This is a genomic window from Nitrospirillum amazonense (genome assembly GCF_007828035.1).
GTDB classification, from domain to species: domain Bacteria; phylum Pseudomonadota; class Alphaproteobacteria; order Azospirillales; family Azospirillaceae; genus Nitrospirillum; species Nitrospirillum amazonense.
Genome location: NZ_VITV01000001.1, coordinates 399,041 through 416,354 on the forward strand (window position 1 = coordinate 399,041; position 17,314 = coordinate 416,354).

14 protein-coding genes and 1 pseudogene are annotated in these 17,314 nt (G+C 70.1%); 8 read left to right on the top strand and 7 right to left on the bottom strand.

Going from position 1 to position 17,314, the window contains the following annotated elements:
- Nucleotides 1–50: 50 nt before the first annotated feature.
- The gene (locus tag FBZ87_RS01775) at nucleotides 51–2,318 is read right to left on the bottom strand and encodes a tetratricopeptide repeat protein (protein WP_145608665.1); all 2,268 of its coding nucleotides are present in this window, start codon (nucleotides 2,316–2,318) and stop codon (nucleotides 51–53) included.
- A 177-nt stretch (nucleotides 2,319–2,495) separates the two neighbouring features.
- Between FBZ87_RS01775 and FBZ87_RS01780 the strand changes: the two genes are divergently transcribed.
- Entirely contained in the window at nucleotides 2,496–2,837 is a 342-nt protein-coding gene (locus FBZ87_RS01780; RefSeq protein WP_145608666.1) for a BufA1 family periplasmic bufferin-type metallophore, read from the top strand.
- A gap of 40 nt (nucleotides 2,838–2,877) precedes the next feature.
- Here FBZ87_RS01780 and FBZ87_RS01785 read toward each other — a convergent pair whose 3' ends face one another.
- Nucleotides 2,878–4,704, bottom strand: a complete 1,827-nt coding sequence (locus FBZ87_RS01785) for a tetratricopeptide repeat protein (protein ID WP_145608667.1) — start codon at nucleotides 4,702–4,704, stop codon at nucleotides 2,878–2,880.
- Between the two features lie 277 nt (nucleotides 4,705–4,981).
- Between FBZ87_RS01785 and FBZ87_RS01790 the strand changes: the two genes are divergently transcribed.
- Complete coding sequence (locus FBZ87_RS01790) at nucleotides 4,982–6,343, top strand: chloride channel protein (RefSeq protein WP_145608668.1); 1,362 nt, start codon at nucleotides 4,982–4,984, stop codon at nucleotides 6,341–6,343.
- 111 nt (nucleotides 6,344–6,454) lie between these two features.
- Nucleotides 6,455–7,552 (top strand): alpha/beta fold hydrolase, encoded by a 1,098-nt coding sequence (locus FBZ87_RS01795; protein ID WP_145608669.1) that lies wholly within the window; start codon nucleotides 6,455–6,457, stop codon nucleotides 7,550–7,552.
- Nucleotides 7,553–7,575: 23 nt separating this feature from the next.
- Here FBZ87_RS01795 and FBZ87_RS01800 read toward each other — a convergent pair whose 3' ends face one another.
- Nucleotides 7,576–8,439, bottom strand: a complete 864-nt coding sequence (locus tag FBZ87_RS01800) for an MBL fold metallo-hydrolase (protein ID WP_145608670.1) — start codon at nucleotides 8,437–8,439, stop codon at nucleotides 7,576–7,578.
- Between the two features lie 105 nt (nucleotides 8,440–8,544).
- Here FBZ87_RS01800 and FBZ87_RS01805 point away from each other — a divergent pair, with 105 nt between their 5' ends.
- From FBZ87_RS01805 to FBZ87_RS01820, 4 genes are all read left to right on the top strand, one after another.
- The gene (locus tag FBZ87_RS01805; protein WP_211106812.1) at nucleotides 8,545–8,865 is read left to right on the top strand and encodes an ArsR/SmtB family transcription factor; all 321 of its coding nucleotides are present in this window, start codon (nucleotides 8,545–8,547) and stop codon (nucleotides 8,863–8,865) included.
- Entirely contained in the window at nucleotides 8,862–9,287 is a 426-nt protein-coding gene (locus tag FBZ87_RS01810; RefSeq protein ID WP_145608671.1) for a YeeE/YedE family protein, read from the top strand. Before FBZ87_RS01805 ends, FBZ87_RS01810 begins: the two co-directional genes overlap by 4 nt.
- Before the next feature lie 4 nt (nucleotides 9,288–9,291).
- Nucleotides 9,292–9,738: a DUF6691 family protein gene (locus FBZ87_RS01815; protein ID WP_145608672.1), complete on the top strand. Its 447-nt coding sequence runs from the start codon at nucleotides 9,292–9,294 to the stop codon at nucleotides 9,736–9,738.
- A gap of 135 nt (nucleotides 9,739–9,873) precedes the next feature.
- Nucleotides 9,874–12,315: a methyl-accepting chemotaxis protein gene (locus FBZ87_RS01820; RefSeq protein WP_145608673.1), complete on the top strand. Its 2,442-nt coding sequence runs from the start codon at nucleotides 9,874–9,876 to the stop codon at nucleotides 12,313–12,315.
- Nucleotides 12,316–12,520: 205 nt separating this feature from the next.
- Here FBZ87_RS01820 and FBZ87_RS01825 read toward each other — a convergent pair whose 3' ends face one another.
- The 3 genes and pseudogenes from FBZ87_RS01825 to FBZ87_RS01835 form a co-directional block, all read right to left on the bottom strand.
- Nucleotides 12,521–13,129, bottom strand: coding sequence for a hypothetical protein (locus tag FBZ87_RS01825; protein WP_088873792.1), 609 nt, complete (start codon nucleotides 13,127–13,129; stop codon nucleotides 12,521–12,523).
- Nucleotides 13,130–13,431: 302 nt separating this feature from the next.
- Nucleotides 13,432–13,674 carry a hypothetical protein gene (locus FBZ87_RS01830; RefSeq protein ID WP_145608674.1) on the bottom strand — a complete coding sequence of 81 codons (243 nt, stop codon included), beginning with the start codon at nucleotides 13,672–13,674 and terminating at the stop codon, nucleotides 13,432–13,434.
- A gap of 119 nt (nucleotides 13,675–13,793) precedes the next feature.
- Nucleotides 13,794–14,180: pseudogene (locus FBZ87_RS01835) on the bottom strand (DUF3291 domain-containing protein); the annotation flags it as partial.
- 315 nt (nucleotides 14,181–14,495) lie between these two features.
- Between FBZ87_RS01835 and FBZ87_RS01840 the strand changes: the two are divergent.
- Nucleotides 14,496–14,813, top strand: coding sequence for a chorismate mutase (locus FBZ87_RS01840; RefSeq protein WP_145608675.1), 318 nt, complete (start codon nucleotides 14,496–14,498; stop codon nucleotides 14,811–14,813).
- 12 nt (nucleotides 14,814–14,825) lie between these two features.
- On the opposite strand, the gene FBZ87_RS01845 is transcribed toward FBZ87_RS01840, so the two are convergent.
- Nucleotides 14,826–17,234, bottom strand: coding sequence for a FecR family protein (locus FBZ87_RS01845; protein ID WP_145608676.1), 2,409 nt, complete (start codon nucleotides 17,232–17,234; stop codon nucleotides 14,826–14,828).
- Nucleotides 17,235–17,314: the final 80 nt, after the last annotated feature.

Consider the following 17,314-nt stretch of genomic DNA (forward strand, 5'->3'; position numbering starts at 1 on the left):
GCGGTTCAAGCGCCACGATGGCACCCTAACCCAAAAGACCGGCCTTCCATTCAAACTGCGCCGGGAATCTTTCCTACAGGGGCGCCCATGGACGCCCCCACATAGGCGGACAGCGCATCCGCCAGGGCAGCGACCACGCCGGCCCAATCGCCGGGGTGGGCCTGGCGGAACAGGGTGGCGGTGGGGTACCAGGGGCTGTCCGTTCGCCGGGTCAGCCAGCGCCATTCCGAACCGGTATCCAGCATCAGCCACAGGGGCCGGCCCAAGCCGCCGGCGAGATGAGCCACGGCGGTGTCCAGGGTGATGACCACGTCCACCTGGGCCAGGATGGCGGCCGTGTCGGCGAAGCTGCGCAGGCCGTCGCCCACGTCCAGGAAGTCCTCGCGCACCGTCAAAGGCAGGTTCACCGTTTCCAGATCCCGGCGCCCATCGTCCGTCTGCACCGACACCCAGCCCACGCGGCCGGCCAGGCGCGCATCGGTCAGCAGCGGCAGCAGGGGTGCCAAGCGGGGCGCCCGGTGGCGGTGGTAGGGAAACAAGGTCGAGCCCGCCCAACTGAGCGCCACCCGCACCGGCGGCAGGGTGTCCAGCACCCCGGCCCAGCGGGCAACGGCATCGGCCGGCGGGGCCAGGTACGGCACCGTGTCCGCCGCCCAGCCCAGGCCCGTGCCCGCCAGGGCCAGCAGGGCCATGCAGTCCGCCTGCACCCACTGATGCCCTGGCCTGGGCGACGGCAAGGGGTCGCGTAGGGTGCCGACGTCCTCCACCAAATCAGAGGCCGCTAACAGGTCCAGCAGGATGTCCATGCCCCGGAACACCACCCGCATGCCCGCCGCCCGCAGCGGCCGCGCATAGCGGATGAACTGCATCACGTCGCCATGCCCCCGGGTGGCGGTGATGACCAGATGCGCGCCCGGCCTCACCACGCCATCCCAGGGCGGCACATCGGCCAAGCCTTGGCCCTGGCCGGGCATATGCCGACGCCAGGCGAAATGCGGGGCGCCGCGCACTACGTCGCCCAGCTGCAGCAGGGCCATGCCCAACCCCTGGTGCAACACCGCGATGTTGGCGTCGCGCGTTGGCGGATGACGGTCCAGCGCCGTGCGGAAACAGGATTCCGCCGTCACGGGATCCCCGCGCCGCAGGGCGATGAAACCCTGGTTGGCATGCGCTTCGGCCGAGTGGGGGTCAAGATCCAGGGCAGCCGCCACATGAGCGGCCGCCTCGTCAACGCGGTTGGCGTCGATGCAGGCGGCCGCCGCGGTCACGCGCAGATCCGCGCGTTCCGGCGCCGCCTCCACCGCCCGCAGGATGGGTGCCAGGGCGGCGTCCGGGTCATACGCCGCCAGCAAGACGATGGCCAGGTCGCGCCAGGCGTCCACCCCCGGTACGCCCGCCGCCCGCGTCTGCGCCACGGCCACCGCGTCGCGCGCCAGGCCACAGGCGCACAATGCCCGGGCCAGGTTACCCTGGACGCGGAAGGCGTCGATACCGGAGACCACCCCCTGGGCCTGTTCCTGCGCCAGATAATCCAGCGCCAGCCGATAGGCCGCGGCGGCGGCGACGCTGTCCCCCTGGGCGAAGCGGGCATCACCCAACTGGGCCAGCAGGCTGGCGCGCGCGCCGATAACCGCCAGGGCGTTATTGATCACCTCTGCCGCCTCGGCCGGCCGACCCAGCTGATACAGGGCGGCGGCTTGGTTGCTGTGGTGGGCCACATTCTGGGGCGCATGCCGCACCGCCGCCGCGAAATGCTCGACAGCGGCTTCGTCACGCACCTGCAGCGCCAGCACGCCCAGCATGTTCCAGGCGTCGGCATACGTTCCATCCGCGGCCAGGGCTTCGCGGCACAGGGCTTCCGCCGCCCCCAGGTCGTCCGTGCGCAGCCGCTGCCGCGCCAGGGCGAGCAAGGCCACAGCATCCCCCTGCGGCGGCGGCGCGGGAACCGCGGGCACGGCGGCCAGTCGCGCCGCCACCTCGGGCACCCAGGGGGTGCCGGGCGCCGCCAGCGCCAGGGCCCGCCGCCAACTGGCGGCAGCCTCCTCCAGCCGTTCCAGGTCCGCCAGCACCAGGCCCAGGCTGGCGTGCAGGTCGGCCATGGCGTCGAAGCGCGTCAGGGCCTGGCGGATATGGGACTCCGCCTCCCTTAGGCGGCCGGTCTGGGCAAGCAGCATACCCAGCAGATGGGCGGCGTCGCCCCGGCCGGGGTCGCGGTCCAGGACCTGGCGATAAATGGCCGCCGCCGCCTCGTGCTTGCCGGCCTTGTGCAGGCCCACGGCGTAACGGACGAGGTCATCGGTTTGGAAGGTGTCGGTCATGGGCGGAGGCTTTCCTTCAGGCTTTCCCGTCTTTCGAGACCTGCACGCACGATACTATCCGTTTTGTCGCACGATCCGCGCTAAAGGCTGTTTTGCAAGTATCGCCGCCTGCCCTATCTTCCCCCTAGCCGGAGGGGCCGACGCGGCCGTCACCCGGCCCCAACAGGAGGAAGGCCCATGTCTCAATCCCGTGTTTCGTCCACCGTCCGGCAGACCGCCGACGTTTCTGCCACGCCGCAGACGGCCGTCACCGTCGCGGCCGCCCTGGCCGGCGCCCTGGCGCTGGCGGCGTTCGCCGGCCCGGCCCACGCCGCCGACGCCACCGAGAAGTGCTATGGCATCTCCAAGGCTGGGCAGAACAGCTGCGCCAACGCCTCAGGCACCCATTCCTGCGCCGGCCAGTCCACCAAGAACTATGACGGCCAGGATTGGAAGGCCGTGAAGGCCGGCACCTGCGCCAGCATGGGCGGCAAGACCGAGGCGTTCAACGGCACCGGCACGCCGAAGGACGGCAAGTAAGTTCCGGCGGCGGGGCCCGGCCATCCAGGCCGCCCCGCCGCTATTCCGCGACATGGCCGCGCAACGCCGCGGCCATGTCAGCGACCACGCCCGGCCAATCGCCGGGGCGCCGCTGCCGGAACAGGCGGGCGGTCGGGTACCACGGGCTGTCCTCCCGCCCCGAGAACCAGCGCCATTCGCTGCCCGTGTCCAGCATCAGCCAAAGCCGGCGCCCCAGGGCCCCGGCCAGATGGGCCACGCCCGTATCCAGCGCGATGACCAGATCCGCCTGCGCCAGGATGGCCGCGGTGTCGGCCAGGCTGCGCAGTCTATCACCCAAATCCAGGAAATCCGCCCGGTCGGCCAAGGCGGCACCCACCGTCGCCAGGTCGCGCCGCCCATCGTCGGTCTGAACGCAGACCCAGCCCACCCGGCCCGTCAGCGCCGGATCGTCCAGCAGCGGCAGCAAGGGCGCCAGGCGCGGCGCCCGGTGGCGGTGGTAGGCCAGGCGGGTCGACCCCGCCCACACCAGCGCCACGCGGAACGGCGGCAGGCCATCCAGCACCCCCGCCCAGCGCTGGACCGCGTCCGCCGGCGGCGTCAGATAGGGCACGGTATCAGCGGCGAAACCCAGGGATGTCGCCGCCAGGGGCAGCAGCGCCAGGCAATCGGCCTGCACCCAGCCGGCATCCGGCGCAAGCGGCTGGGCCAAAGGCCCCGCCCCCTCCACCAGGGCGGATGCGTTCAGCAAATCCACCAGGGCCGCCATGCCCCGGAAGATGACCCGCATGCCCGCCTGGCGCAGGAACGGGGCATATCGGATGAAGTGCATGACATCACCCAGCCCTTGGGTTGCCGTCACCACCAGCGCGACACCGGGCCGGACCACGCCATCCCATACCGGGACGCCGGCCAGCGCCGGACCCAGGCCCGGGATCCGATAGCGCCAAGCGAAATGGGGGGCGCCACCGGCGATGTCGCCCTGGCGCAGCAGGGCCGTGCCCAGGCCCTCATGCAGGGCAGCCAAGGGAAGGCCACCGCCAGCGGGCGTGCCATCGAGGGCGGCACGGAAAGCGGCGGCGGCCCCGGCGGCATCGTCCCGGCGCAGAGCGATGAAGCCGCGGTTGGCCTGAGCCTCGGCCATGTCCGGCGCCAGGGCCAGGGCGGCCGCCACCTGGGTCGCCGCCTCGTCGATGCGGTTGACATCGATCAGCACGGCGGAGGCGACGACGCGCAAATCGGCCCGGTCGGGTGCCAGCGCCACAGCGGCCAGCGCCGGTTCCACCGCCGCGTCCACCTGGCCGGCTGCCAGCAGGGTATTGGCCAGGTCGCGCCAGGTGAGGGCGCCGGGCGCCGACGTCACCCTTTCCCGCGCCACCGCCACCGCCTCATCCCACCAACCGCAGGCGGACAGGGCACGCACGAGATTGCCCTGGACCCGTATCTTCTCAGGGCCGGGCGCCAGATGGTCCAGCCCGGCGCGATAGGCCGTGACGGCGCCCGGGGTGTCGCCCAGGGCCATCCGTGCGTCGCCCAGGGCCGCCAGCAGCCCGCCGTGGGGGCCCAGCAGGGACAGGGCGCGGCCGAGCGCCGCGGCGGCGTCCGCCGAGCGCCCCATCTGGTGAAGCGCGCCGGCGAGGTTGCGGTGATGCTCCAGCACCTGGGGGCCGTGGCGGACAGCCTGGGCGAAACACTCCGCTGCCGTCGCGTCCCGACGCTGCAGCAACAGGGCGCCCAGCATGTTCCACGCGGCGGCGCAGGCGGGATCCTGGGCCAGCGCGTCGCGGCACAGCGCCTCCGCCCCCGCGCCATCGCCCGCATCAAGCCGCGCGTGCGCCTGGGCCAGCAGTATACGCGCGCGCTCGTCGGCGTCGGGCATGTCTGTCATGGGCGATCACGTCCTTTGAGGCATGAGGGTCCGTCAATTCGCCGCACCTTACAGCCAGTGGACCCAATTGGCACTCGGGCCGAATTGAAACCGCCGCCGCGGCCTGGATATCGCCAGGGCCGCCCACCCCGAGGCCGCAGGCATGACAGGCCGACGGGCCTGCGTTCACCTTTATGAAGGACAGGATCAGGTCGCCCCCGGCCGGATCATGGTCTAGGGTGCGTCGACATCCTCACCGTCCCTCCAGACACAATTTCCCGAGAAGGGGCCCCCTCCCATGGCATTGGCAGCATACCGACGCACCCGCCGCCTGTGGCTTTCCCGCGAGGGGTGGCAACGGCGGCTGGTGTTCTGGGGTGGTGGCGTGCTGGTGGGTCTGGCGGCCGTCGTCTTCGCCGCCCTGGCGGACAAGGCGCAGGAACTGTTCGGCGGCGCCATCGCCGGCCGGCCTTGGCTGCCCCTGCTGCTCACCCCGGCGGGGCTGGCGCTGTCAGCCTGGCTGACGCGGGCCTATTTCCCCAATGCCGGCGGCAGCGGCATACCCCAGGCCATCGCCGCCCGGGAGCTGCGCGACCAGCGGGAACGGACAGCCCTGGTCTCAATCCGCTTGGCGGTGGGCAAGATCGTGCTGACCCTGGTGGGGTTGGCGGTCGGCGCCTCCATCGGGCGCGAAGGGCCGACGGTGCAGGTGGGCGCCTCGCTCATGCATCGGGTGGGCGCCACCTTCGGCGGACGCTTTCCCGGCCTGTTGCTTGCCGGCGGCGCCGCCGGCGTGGCCGCCGCCTTCAACACGCCCCTGGCCGGCATCGTCTTCGCCATCGAAGAAATGGGGCGCGGCTTCGACATGCGGACCGGCGCCCTGGTGCTGGCCGCCGTGACGGTGGCCGGCGCCGCCCCGCTGGCCATCCAGGGCGACTATCTCTATTTCGGGCAAAGCACGGCCCATATGGCCACCTGGCAGGACTGGGCGCTAGTGCCGCTGTGCGGCGCCATCGGCGGCCTGGCCGGCGGCGCCTTCAGCCGGGTGGTGGTCCGCATGGCCAAGGGCATCGGCCACTGGCCCGGCCACGCCGGCCGCGCCGGGCGCTGGATCAAGGCCCATCCCGTCCCCTTCGCCGCCCTCTGCGGCCTGGCGCTGGCCCTGCTGGGCCTGGCCACCGGCGGCGACACCTATGGCACCGGCTATGCGCAAGCCAAGGCCCTGCTGGAGGCGGCGTCCCATCCGCAGGCCGCCGCCGCGGTATCCCCCATCTTCGGGCCGGCCAAGTGGCTGGCCACGGCCCTGTCCTCCGTCAGCGGCATTCCCGGCGGCATCTTCTCCCCCTCCCTGGCCGTGGGGGCCGGCTTGGGTGCGGAACTGGGGCACCTGCTGCCGGGCGCCAATGCCGAGGTCGCGGTTCTGGTGGGCATGGTCGCCTACTTCGCCGGTGTGGTGCAGGCGCCCATCACCGCCTTCGTCATCGTGCTGGAAATGACGGGCAACCACGCCATGGCCGTGCCCATCATGGCCGGCAGCCTGATCGGTTGCGGCGCCGCCCGCATGATAGGGGCGGAGGCGGTGTACCACGCCCTGTCCCACGGCTTCCTGGACCGGGCGCACAAGGCCATCGCCGCGCGGGGACCGTCCGCCGCGCGCTGACCCTGGCAGGGTCGCACCCAGGGATGGGAACCGACCAACGGAATATACCGGGTTGGGTGAATGTCGGCGTATATTGCATACGATAAGAACCCCGCCTGGAGCCTTCACGCCATGATCCGATCCCTCGCCCGCGCCGTCGGCGCGCCCTTGTTGTTGGGCGCCGCCCTGCTGGCCACCGCTGCCGCGCTGGCCGCCGAACCGGTGAAGCCCGTCACCAAGGAGGGTGACGTGACGGTGAAGGACTTCAGGTTCAAGACCGGCGAGACCCTGCCCGAGGTGCGGCTGCACTACACCACCCTGGGCACGCCGCACCGTGACGCCAAAGGCCATGTCGACAACGCCATCCTGATCATGCACGGCACCGGCGGCACCGGCGCCCAGTTCCTGCGCCCGCAGTTCAGCGACGTGCTGTTCCAGCCGGGCGGCGTGCTGGACCCGGCGCGCTATTACATCATCCTGCCGGACGACGTTGGCCACGGTAAGTCCAGCAAGCCCAGCGACGGCCTGCACGCCCATTTCCCGCAGTATGACTACGACGACATGGTGGCGCTGGAACATCAGCTGGTGACCAGGCTGGGCGTGGACCATCTGCGCCTGGTCATGGGCACGTCCATGGGCTGCATGCACGCCTTCGTCTGGGGCGAGACCTACCCCGACGCCATGGACGCGCTGATGCCGCTGGCGTGCCTGCCGCAGACCATCGCCGGACGCAACCGCCTGTGGCGCCAGATGTCGATTGCCGCCATCAAGGCCGACCCCGCCTGGCAAGGCGGCGAGTACAAGGCCCAGCCCAAGGAGGGCCTGCGCACCGCCGCCGCGCTGTTGTCCATCGCCGGCAGCGCCCCCATCCAGATGCAGAAGGCCTATCCCACCCGCGAGGCGGCCGACGCCGCGGTGGACAAAATCCTGGACGTGAGCGGCATGGAGGCCAACGACCTGATCTATCAGCTGGACGCGTCACGCTTCTACGACCCGTCCCCCAAGCTGGAGACGATCAAGGCGCCGGTGCTGTGGATCAATTCCGGCGACGATTTCATCAATCCGCCGGAACTGGGCCTGGCCGAACAGCTCGTGAAGCGCATTCCCAAGGGCCAGTTCATCCTGATCCCGGCCAGCGACCAGACCCACGGCCACGGCAGCCACACCTGGGCGGTGCTGTGGCAGGACAAGCTGGCCGACCTGCTGGCCCGCACCACGCCCAAGAACTGAGCGGCGGATCGCTGAGCGACCGGTTACAGGGCGTCCAGCGGGATTTTCAGGTAGCGGACGCCATTCCCCTCGGGCGGGGGCAGGTTCCCCGCCCGCACATTGACCTGGACCGAAGGCAACAGCAGGCGGGGCGTGTCCAGGCCCGCGTCGCGCTGCCGCCGCAGGACGACGAACGCGGCCTCATCCACCCCGTCGCGCAAGTGGATGTTGCGGGCGCGCTGCTCCGCCACCGTGCTTTCCCAGGCATAATAGTCGCGACCCGGCGCCTTGTAATCGTGCGCGGTGAACAGTCGCGTGTCCGGCGGCAGGTCCAGCAGGCGCCGGACGGAACGGTAGAGCGTGGCGGCGTCGCCCCCGGGGAAATCCGTGCGCGCGCTGCCGTAATCCGGCTGGAACAAGGTATCGCCCACGAAGGCCGCGTCACCGATCACATAGCTGACGTCGGCCGGCGTGTGACCGGGCGTGTGCAGCACCCGCACCGTCAGCCCGCCCAAGGCCGCCGCCTCCCCATCCTGGAACAGATGGTCGAACTGGCGGCCATCGGTCGCGAAGTCACCCCCCAGGTTGAACAGGCGGCCGAAGATGGCCTGGGTCTGCCGCACCTCCGCCCCGATGCCGGTCCGGCCTCCCAACGCCCGCTGCAGATAGGGGGCGGCGGATAGATGATCGGCGTGGATGTGGGTCTCCAGAATCCACTGTACCGACAGGCTCCGCGCCCGCACGGCAGCAATGATCCGGTCGGCCGAGGCCGTGCCCGTGCGCCCCGATTTGGGATCGAAATCCAGCACGCTGTCGATGATGGCGGCCGCCCCGCTGGCGGGGTCGGTGACCAGATAGGTCACGGTGTTGGTGGCATCATCGAAAAAGGCCTGCACGTCGGGGGCCATGGCCGCTGTCCCTTTCAAGGAGATGTCCGGCAAGCGCCGGAACGCTTGCCTGAAGCTGATGCCTTCCTATATATTAGTCAAGTCTAATTTAGAAATTAGGAATGTATGATGGATTTGCCCGACCCCTCGTCCCTCGAGGCCCGCGCGGCTGAGGCGGAGGCCTTCCTGCGGTCGCTGGCCAGCCGGCACCGGCTGATGATCCTGTGCGCCCTGGTGCAGGGGGAGATGACGGTGGGCGCCCTGGGGCAACACCTGGGACTGGCGCAGTCCAACCTGTCGCAGCATCTGGCGAAACTGCGGGATGAGGGGCTGGTGGCCACGCGGCGGGAGGGGACGGTGATCCACTACCGCATCGGGTCCGACAAGGTACGCCCGATGCTGGAGGCGTTGTACGCCCTGTTCTGCGCGCCGGAGGAACAACCATGAACGGCTTCACCCCCGCGGATGCCCTGATGGGCGGCGCCCTGATCGGCGCGGCGGCAGCCGTGCTGTGGCTGGGCCTCGGTCGCATCGCCGGCATCAGCGGCATCGTGGGTGGCCTGATGACCGCCGCACGGGGCGATCGGGTTTGGCGCTTGGCTTTCCTGGCCGGGGTCATGGCGGCGCCGGTGATGTACCGTCTGGCGGGCGGCCCCGTGCCAACCGGCGCACTCGGGGCCAGCCCCACGCTGGTGATCGTCGGCGGGCTGCTGGTGGGGGTGGGCACGCGGTTGGGGGGCGGCTGCACCAGTGGCCACGGCGTCTGCGGCCTGGCCCGGCTGTCGCCGCGTTCCGCGACAGCCACCGGGGTCTTCATGGCCGTGGCCGCATTGACCGTTTTTCTCCACCGCCATGTCCTGGGGGGCTGAGCCCATGCGCGGTCTCATTCTAGCCTTGGCGGCCGGCCTGATGTTCGGGTTCGGCCTGACCGTGTCATCCATGATCAACCCGGCCAAGGTGTTGGCCTTCCTGGATGTGGCCGGCGGCTGGGACCCCAACTTGGCCCTGGTCATGGCGGCGGCGGTGCCCGTGGCGGCGGCCGGCTTCGCCCTGGGGCGCCGTCGGCAGGCGCCCCTGGCGGCACCCGCCTTCCAGCCGCCGGCCGCCCGTGCCATCGACGGCCGGCTGGTGGCCGGGGCCGCCCTGTTCGGCATTGGCTGGGGATTGGTGGGTTATTGCCCCGGTCCGGCGCTAGCGGCCCTGGGCGTCGCGATGGCCGACCCAAAGGGGGCGGACCTGGTGGGCGCGCCCCTGTTCATCCTGGCCATGCTGATCGGGATGGCCACCGTCGCCATCATCGATCGCCGCGTGCGGAAGTAGTTTAGGAAATTATTTTCCGAATGAACTGCCCGTATTCTTCGGTATAGGTTTGCGCCACATCAATCACAGATCGATAAAATAAACGACAAAGGCCGGACAACGCAGCCAGCGCCAATAATTGGCAGGACAAATGACATGCGCGACACCGGCCCAGTGACCCAAAACGAAATCCTGGTCGGCGAAGGGGAAATGCTCGTCTCCAGAACCGACGACAAGGGACGCATCACCTTTGTCAACCAGACCTTTATCGCCATCAGCGGCTTCAGCGAGGCGGAACTGCTGGGTGCACCGCATAATCTGGTGCGCCATCCCGATATGCCGAAGGCCGCGTTCGCCGACCTGTGGGCCACGGTCCAGGCGGGACAACCGTGGGAAGGGCTGGTGAAGAATCGCGCCAAGTCCGGCGACCATTACTGGGTGCGGGCCAACGTCACTCCGGTGCAGGAGGACGGCCGCATCACCGGCTATATCTCCATCCGCACCAAGCCCGGCCGGGCGGAGGTTGCGGCGGCGGACCGGTTATACACCGCCCTGCGGCAGGGCGGTGGCGGCGTCCGCCTGGCCGGTGGGCAACTGCACGGGACCGGAGTGGCGCACGCGATCGCACGCTGGCTGGGCGGCTTGAACGCCCGGCTGGCCGCCTTGGTGCTGGTGCCCACCGCCGGCCTGGCCGCCGCCACCGCCGGCCTGCCCGCCGGGTGGGCGGCGGCGTTGGCGGTGCCCCCGACCCTGGTCCAGTGCCTGACCCTGGCGCGGCGTCTGCGCACCATCCTGCACCGCCAGGTTCAGGACATCGACGCCCTGATCCAGGGCGACCATTTGCACGTCATCGACCTGCCGGCCCTGCGCGATTTCCAGGCCGCAGCCGGCCGGCTGCGGGCCCTGAGGGCCATCCTGGCCTATCAGGCGCGGGAGCGGGTGGAGTTGGAAGCGCGGGAGCAGGAAACCACCCGCCGCACCCTGCTGGAGACCTGTCAGCTGATCGAAACCGACCTGGAGGCCACTTGGCGCGACATCAACCGCACCTCCGCCGAGGTGGAGAACGCCGTGACCGGCCTGCTGGGTAACATCCAGGAGGTGCAGCAGGATACTGTGGTGGTGGCCGCCGCCGCGACGCAGGCCAGCGGCACCGCCGCCACCGTGGCCGCCGCGGCCGAGGAACAGGGGGCGGCGGGGACGGAGATCGCCCACCAGGCGTCACGATCCAGCGATATCGCCCGCCGCGCCGTGCTGGACGCCCGCAACGCCGCCCAGGCCCTGCACCGCATGGAACATGCGACGGCCGAGGTGGGCCAAGTGCTGGCCCTGATTGGCGACATCGCCAGCCAGACCAACCTGCTGGCGTTGAACGCCACCATCGAGGCGGCGCGCGCCGGCGATGCCGGCAAAGGCTTTGCCGTCGTGGCCGGGGAGGTGAAGAGCCTGTCCGCGCAGACCGCCAAAGCCACCGAGCAGATCGCCCAGCAGGTGACGGACATCCGCAGCGCGGTGGACGGCAGCGTTCAGGCCCTGCACGCCGTCATCCACACCATTGAGCTGATCGACCAGGCGGCTACCGCCACGGCGGCGGCGGTCGAAGAACAGGCCGCCGCCAACGCTGAGATCGGCCGAGGCGCCGCGCAATCCGCCGACGTCGCCACCCAGGTGTCGAGCAGCGTCAACCACATCCGCGGCCAAGCGGACACCGTGTGCTTGGCCGCCGGCACCGTCAGCCGCCAGGTGGCCGCCACCAACCAGGCCGTCAGCCAGATGAAGACGCGCCTGCTGATGGTGCTGCGCCAGTCGGTGGCGGGGGACCGGCGCGAGTCCGACCGCATTCCGTGCGACCTGGCAGCAGCGGTGACCCTGGATGGGCGACGTCATCCGGCGCGCGTCCTGGACCTGTCGCTGGGTGGGGCCGTGGCGGCGCTGGCGGATAAGGACGTCGCGTTGCCACCGGACGGCGCCGCCGCCGTGCTGCATCTGGACGGCGTGGGCAATCTGCCCTGCAACCTTGCGGCCCAGAGCCCCGCAGGCCTGCATGTACGTTTCCACCAACTGGATGCCGCTGTGCGGGAGCGCTTGAAAGGCACTTATTACGCCATGATCGCCGCGGATGAAGGGCTGATCACCGCCGCGCGGAAGGTGGCCACCGACATTACCGCGGCCCTGATCCAGGCGCTGCGGGACGGTCGCATCACCCACGACGCCCTGTTCAGCGAAGCCCTGGACCCCGTTCCCGGGACCTCGCCGGAGCAATACATCGCCCCCTACACCGCCTTGGCGGATGAGCTGTTCCCATCTCTGCAGGAACCTGCGCTGGCCCAGGACGGTCGTATCATCTTCTGCGTGGCCGCGGCCACCAATGGTTATGTACCCACCCACAACGCCCAACCGGACGGCAAAACCCGCAGCCGGCGCCGCTATCTGGATCGCACCGGCCTAGCGGCCGCGCGCAACAGCCGCCCCTTCCTGATCCAGGCCTACAACCGTGACCTGGGTGATGGCGGATCACGGCGCATGAAGGAGATCGATTGCCCCATCGTGGTCGATCGCCGCCTCTGGGGAAATGTGCGGTTGGGGTTCGTCTTCACCTAGGCCGGCTCAGGCTCGGTACCTTGGCCCGCCGCTCAGGCGCCCCGGGGGGAATGGCCCATGCCGGTCAGGTCGTCGCCGGCAATAAGAGGGCTGGTCACAACGAAACCCCCGGGGACGGGCCCCCGGGGGTTTCGCACAACGCGCCTGAAGGGAGATGGACGGTGCCTCACAAGCGCGCGTCCGGCCGCACCTTACAGACGGGGCCTTACAGACGGGGATTGTCCGGCTGGCTGGTCGAACCGGTGGTGCCGCTGTCCGGACTGGACGGAGCCGGGGGCGGCGGCGCGGCCTCCTCCGGGCTCTGGCCGGGATCGGTCTTCTTCTGGGCGGTGTGCTTGGCCGACTTCCTGGCCTTGGACGACTTCGCGGCCTTGCCCTTGTCGTCGTTGGGGTCATGCGGCGGCAGCGGTTGCACCACGGGCGGTTTTTCCGTCACCGCCTGCCCGGAGGACGAGGACATGGAGCCGCTCTGGTCCGACGGGGCCGGAGGCATGGTCGACGGCGACGAAACGTCCGGTTGGTTCATACCGGGCTGCTGGCCTGGCTGCTGGCCCATCCCGGCGCGGTCACCCGGCAGGCCGTGGGAATTGGACGGGCTGGGACTGGTGGCATCCGGCGCCGGCGGCAGGGTCGACGGCGTGCCGCTGCGGGTCGTGTCTTCGGATTGTGGTGTGCCCGGCATGGGCGTGCCCTCGGGCGGCGCGGTCTGCGCCCAGGCGGCAGCGCTCAAGACGGGGGCAGACGCCAGGCCGGCGGCCAGGGTCAGCGCGGTCGCCGTGCGGGCCCAGCCCGCGGTGGTCAACTTCGTGAACATGGGTCGTCCTCCATTCCTTGTAAGAAAGGCGTGACATCAGGGGACCGCCCAATGGTGGCGAAAAAACGTCGCAACACCGCAAACAATGTGGTCCGGGCGGGGGTATACCCTTTGCCCCAACGGCACCCCTGGGATGGGCCGGATCCTGGAACCGGGCCGGCGGGTAAGCGGAGCAGAACGGATATGAAAACGCCCTGGGGACCGTAAAGTTCCGCCAAGGCGTTTCATCTGGGGCCGAAAGCCGGCCAATTGGCGGGGTACCCCGCAAAAGTGGGCCGGCCCCCGGTCGCCGTTACCCGGCTTTAGCCATGGGGATGATGCACGGGGGCGTGATGCGCCACATGGTGCACGTGGTGATGGTGGTGATGATGGTGGCGGTGATGCACCACGCGATGATGGACCACCTCGGCCTGGGCGCTGCCGGCCGTCATGAACGGCGCCAACGCCAGGCCGAAGGCCAGGGCCAGGGCAGCGATCCCGCGACGACGCCAGGACAGGCCGACGGACGGGGAGGCGCTGGTGGTGGAGCGGGTCAGGACGGGCATGGTCTCGATCCTTTCGACATGGACAGGTCCCGGCCTCGCCGGGCACTTTCATGACACCGCCCAAAGGTGGCGAAAAAACGCCACCCCCCGGGATTTAATGCGACCTTCCCGGGGCGCGCTCACTCCCAGCCGACGCAATGCGGTTCCGGCGCCATGTCCTGAGGCGCCGCGGGCGGGGCGGCCGGGTGCGGGTACTTCTGCTTGAAGGTGAAAGCGTCGGGCGTGGCCCCGTGCCGTTCCAAATGGGCCAGACGCTCCAACCCCTCCCGCGGGGTGGGGCGATGGCCGGCGGGAACCCACCAGAGGACCTGGTACATGTCCACGGGCCGTTCGAACCACTCCCGCCGCCGCGCCATGACGGTGCGATGGGCGGATTTGTAAACGTAATCGAACAGTGCCTCGGCCGAGGCCCACACCGACATGTTCACCAAGAAGCGCGGATTGTCGCTGACCAGGATGTCGGTGGCGTTGCCGCTGTCGGACTGCAGGCGCCAGACGAAGCCGGGGCTGCCTTCGGAAGGCGTTGATCTCGTCCAGCTGGTTCACGAAATTGGCGATGCGCGGGTCATCCATGGCGTAGAGCGCCGTGCCGACGTTCATCTGCGCCAACTGCCAGCCGCCCGGCGCGGCCCCCGTCTCTCCCCCGGCCTCCATGGCCACCCCCGTAAATTTGGTTCAGGAAGGTCTGAATTTATGCATCGGCTGTTGCGGCTTCCAGCGCACACACGACCGTTTGTTATAAAAGCCCCTCATAATTTTCACTGACGACGGTCGGCGGCGGATTGTACTGTCGGGCCCGTCCGTGATCCCAAGGAGTGGCCATGTCCGGCGCCGAGCACCCTGCCCCCGCCATTCATCCCGAACTGAAGCGCCTGCGCGACAGCATCGACAACATAGACGCCGCCCTGATCTACATGCTGGCGGAACGGTTCAAGTGCACGCAGCAGGTCGGGGCGCTGAAGGCGCGTATTGACCTGCCCAGCAGCGACCCAGGCCGCGAGGCGGCCCAGATCGAGCGCCTGCGCCGCCTGGCCGAGGGCGCCCACCTGGATCCGGACTTCGCGGCCAAGTTCCTGAACTTCATCATCAAGGAAGTGATCCGCCACCACGACGGCTTCCGCACGGCTGAACAGGTCTGATCGCCATTCCCGTCAGTTGTGATGGGGCTGGCCGGGATCGTTGGGGCGGCCCGGCGCTTGCTGATGTTGCGGCTCAGCGTGCGGTTGAGGCTGTGGGTGCTGCTGCGGTTGTGGATGTTGCAGGGGCTGTGGATGCGGTGCCTCCGGCCGCGCCTGAGGCGGCGGCATGCGCTGCGGTTCGGGCCGGGGGGCCATATCCATATGCGGCCGGGGCTCCGGCGGTGACTGCGGCCGCATCTGCGGCTCCTGCGGCCGGGACGGCTGATGGACTTCGTGCGGAGGTTGGGGGCGCTCGGCCTGGTGCGGCGGCTGCGGCCCCCGCGGCTGGCGCCGTTCCTCAAAGTTTGGCGTGTCGGGCCGCTGGCGTTCCCCATGCGGGACCGCCGGCGCCCCCTGCGGACGTTCGGGCCCGGGCTGTTGGGCGGGGCCCGGCTGGCCCTGAGGCGGGTGGGCCGCCGAATGCGGGGGGCCGCCCGCCCCCCCTTCCTGGTGATTGGGTTGCTGTGGCGGTCCATCGGGCCGCTGCGCGGGAGGGGACGCCTGACCGGCTGTGGGTCCGGGGCGTTCCTGCGCCGCCTGATGAACCGGCGGCGGGCCGGGCGGCTGGTTATGGTCGCGCAAGGTCGGCAGCCCGCCAGGACCCCGGTTGGCCCAGGCAGCGCCCTCAGGTCGGTTCGTCCCTGGTTGGCCCGGATGGAATCCCGGCTCATCCGGCCGGCGGTCCGTCGGACGGAAACCACCAGGCTGGTCGGTCCCGGGCCCGTTGCCGTTGGCCCCGTTACCATTGGGCCCATTACCGTTGGAATGCGGATCGCCCGGCCGGAAAGCACCGGCCTGCGGACCTCCGGCAGGGGCACCATTAGGCCCGCGCAAATCCAGGGGCCGGGGACCTGCGCCTTCGGCCCGTGGCTCGAAACGGGGGCCGGGGTTGGCTGGGTGCGGGACGGGAGTGCCGCCCGGCGGGCCGGGCAGGTGCAGATGCTGCGCCACCTGCGGCGTCACACCGGCGGTGGCGACGGTGGGTTGCAACGGCGGTCGTCCCACAACGGCGCGCGCGTTGGCGAGCTGATGCTCGTCCCAAGGCCGGGCGCCGCCGTTATAGCGGCCGTAGCGGCCGGCCACCATGGCGTCCGCCGGCATCATCGAGGCGCCACGTCGGTTGGCGTAACTGTTGATGGTTATGTTGGTGACGTTGTTCACGACCGTCAGGTTGCGAACCACCGGCCGGTTCACATACTCCACATAGCGCGGGCTGGCCCGGTACCAGGGGTGGTATGGTTCCTGCCAGCCCAGCGGGCACCAGCCGACGGGTGGGTGCCCCCTGTCGTCATAATGGGGGCCGCCGATGCTGACGCCGATGGCCACGCCAGCCCCGAAAAAGGCGACCAGCGCCGGGGCGTAGACCGGCGGGGGCGGCGGCCCGCCGACAACGACGGTGCCGCCCGGTGCCCAGGCCCAGCGGCCACGGATATCCACCCACCGCCCGTAGTGGAAGGGGGCGAATCCCCACGGCGCATCATCGATCCAGGTCCATCCCCAGGGGGCGACATAGGCCCAGTGACCGTCGCGGTAGGGCGCCCAGTCAGGCGCGACCTGCGGATACCAGACCTGCCCATAGTCGGGCGTGGCCTGCCAGCTGCCGTATTCGCCCAGGTCGTCGGCGCCCGGCATGGCCATGACGTCCGGCGGGGGCGTGGAAGAGCCGACGCGGTCGGTGCGCAGCATGGCCGTCAAGAAGGGGTCGTGTTCGGCGGGTCGCACATTGACGTTGGGCGGATTGTCGCCCGTGATCTCCCCCGTCTGCCCACCATTGATCCGCAGGGACAGGCCCTGGCCGCTGAGTTGCGCCGACCCTTCCAGCACGGTGACGCGGGTGGGGGTGTCAGTATCCCCGGCCGAAACCTCGTACTTGCCGGGCCCCTCCAGCGTGACCAGGCCGCGCGGCGTGCGCAGGCTGTAGCGTTCGCCGGGCAACAGGCCCCGGATGCGCACATAGACCTGGCCCTGCGCGAGGTCGGCGGTGAAATCGCGGTCGTCCAGGCTGTCGATATCCAGCTCGGTGGTGCCGTCCATGATCAGCCGGGTGGTGGAGATATCGACCGTGGCGCTGGCCCCCGGCTCGGTCCACAGCGCGTTGCCGCTGGTGAGGGGGTAGTTGGGGGTGGCGGGGTCCCACTGGGTGCCGTCGGCGGTGTGGAAGGAGACGGTGCCCTGCACCCGTGCCAGCCGGCCCACCCGTGCCGGCGGATCGCCCGCATATTGGTCGCCGCCATCGTCGTAGGCCGGCGCACCCTCTTGGGCGCGCGCCAGATCGCCCATGAACGGGGGTATGGTCATCAGCAGCGCGAGCGCGGTCATGGCGCCGTAGCGAAGGCCGAGGCGCCGGGCCATGGGGCGTTCAGGTACCGCATAACTGGACATGATGGCAGGTTCCACCCTGGTTCTCGTCAATCCATGTCAGGCTGCGCGCGCATGGTGGCATAACTGCGACGAATGATGGC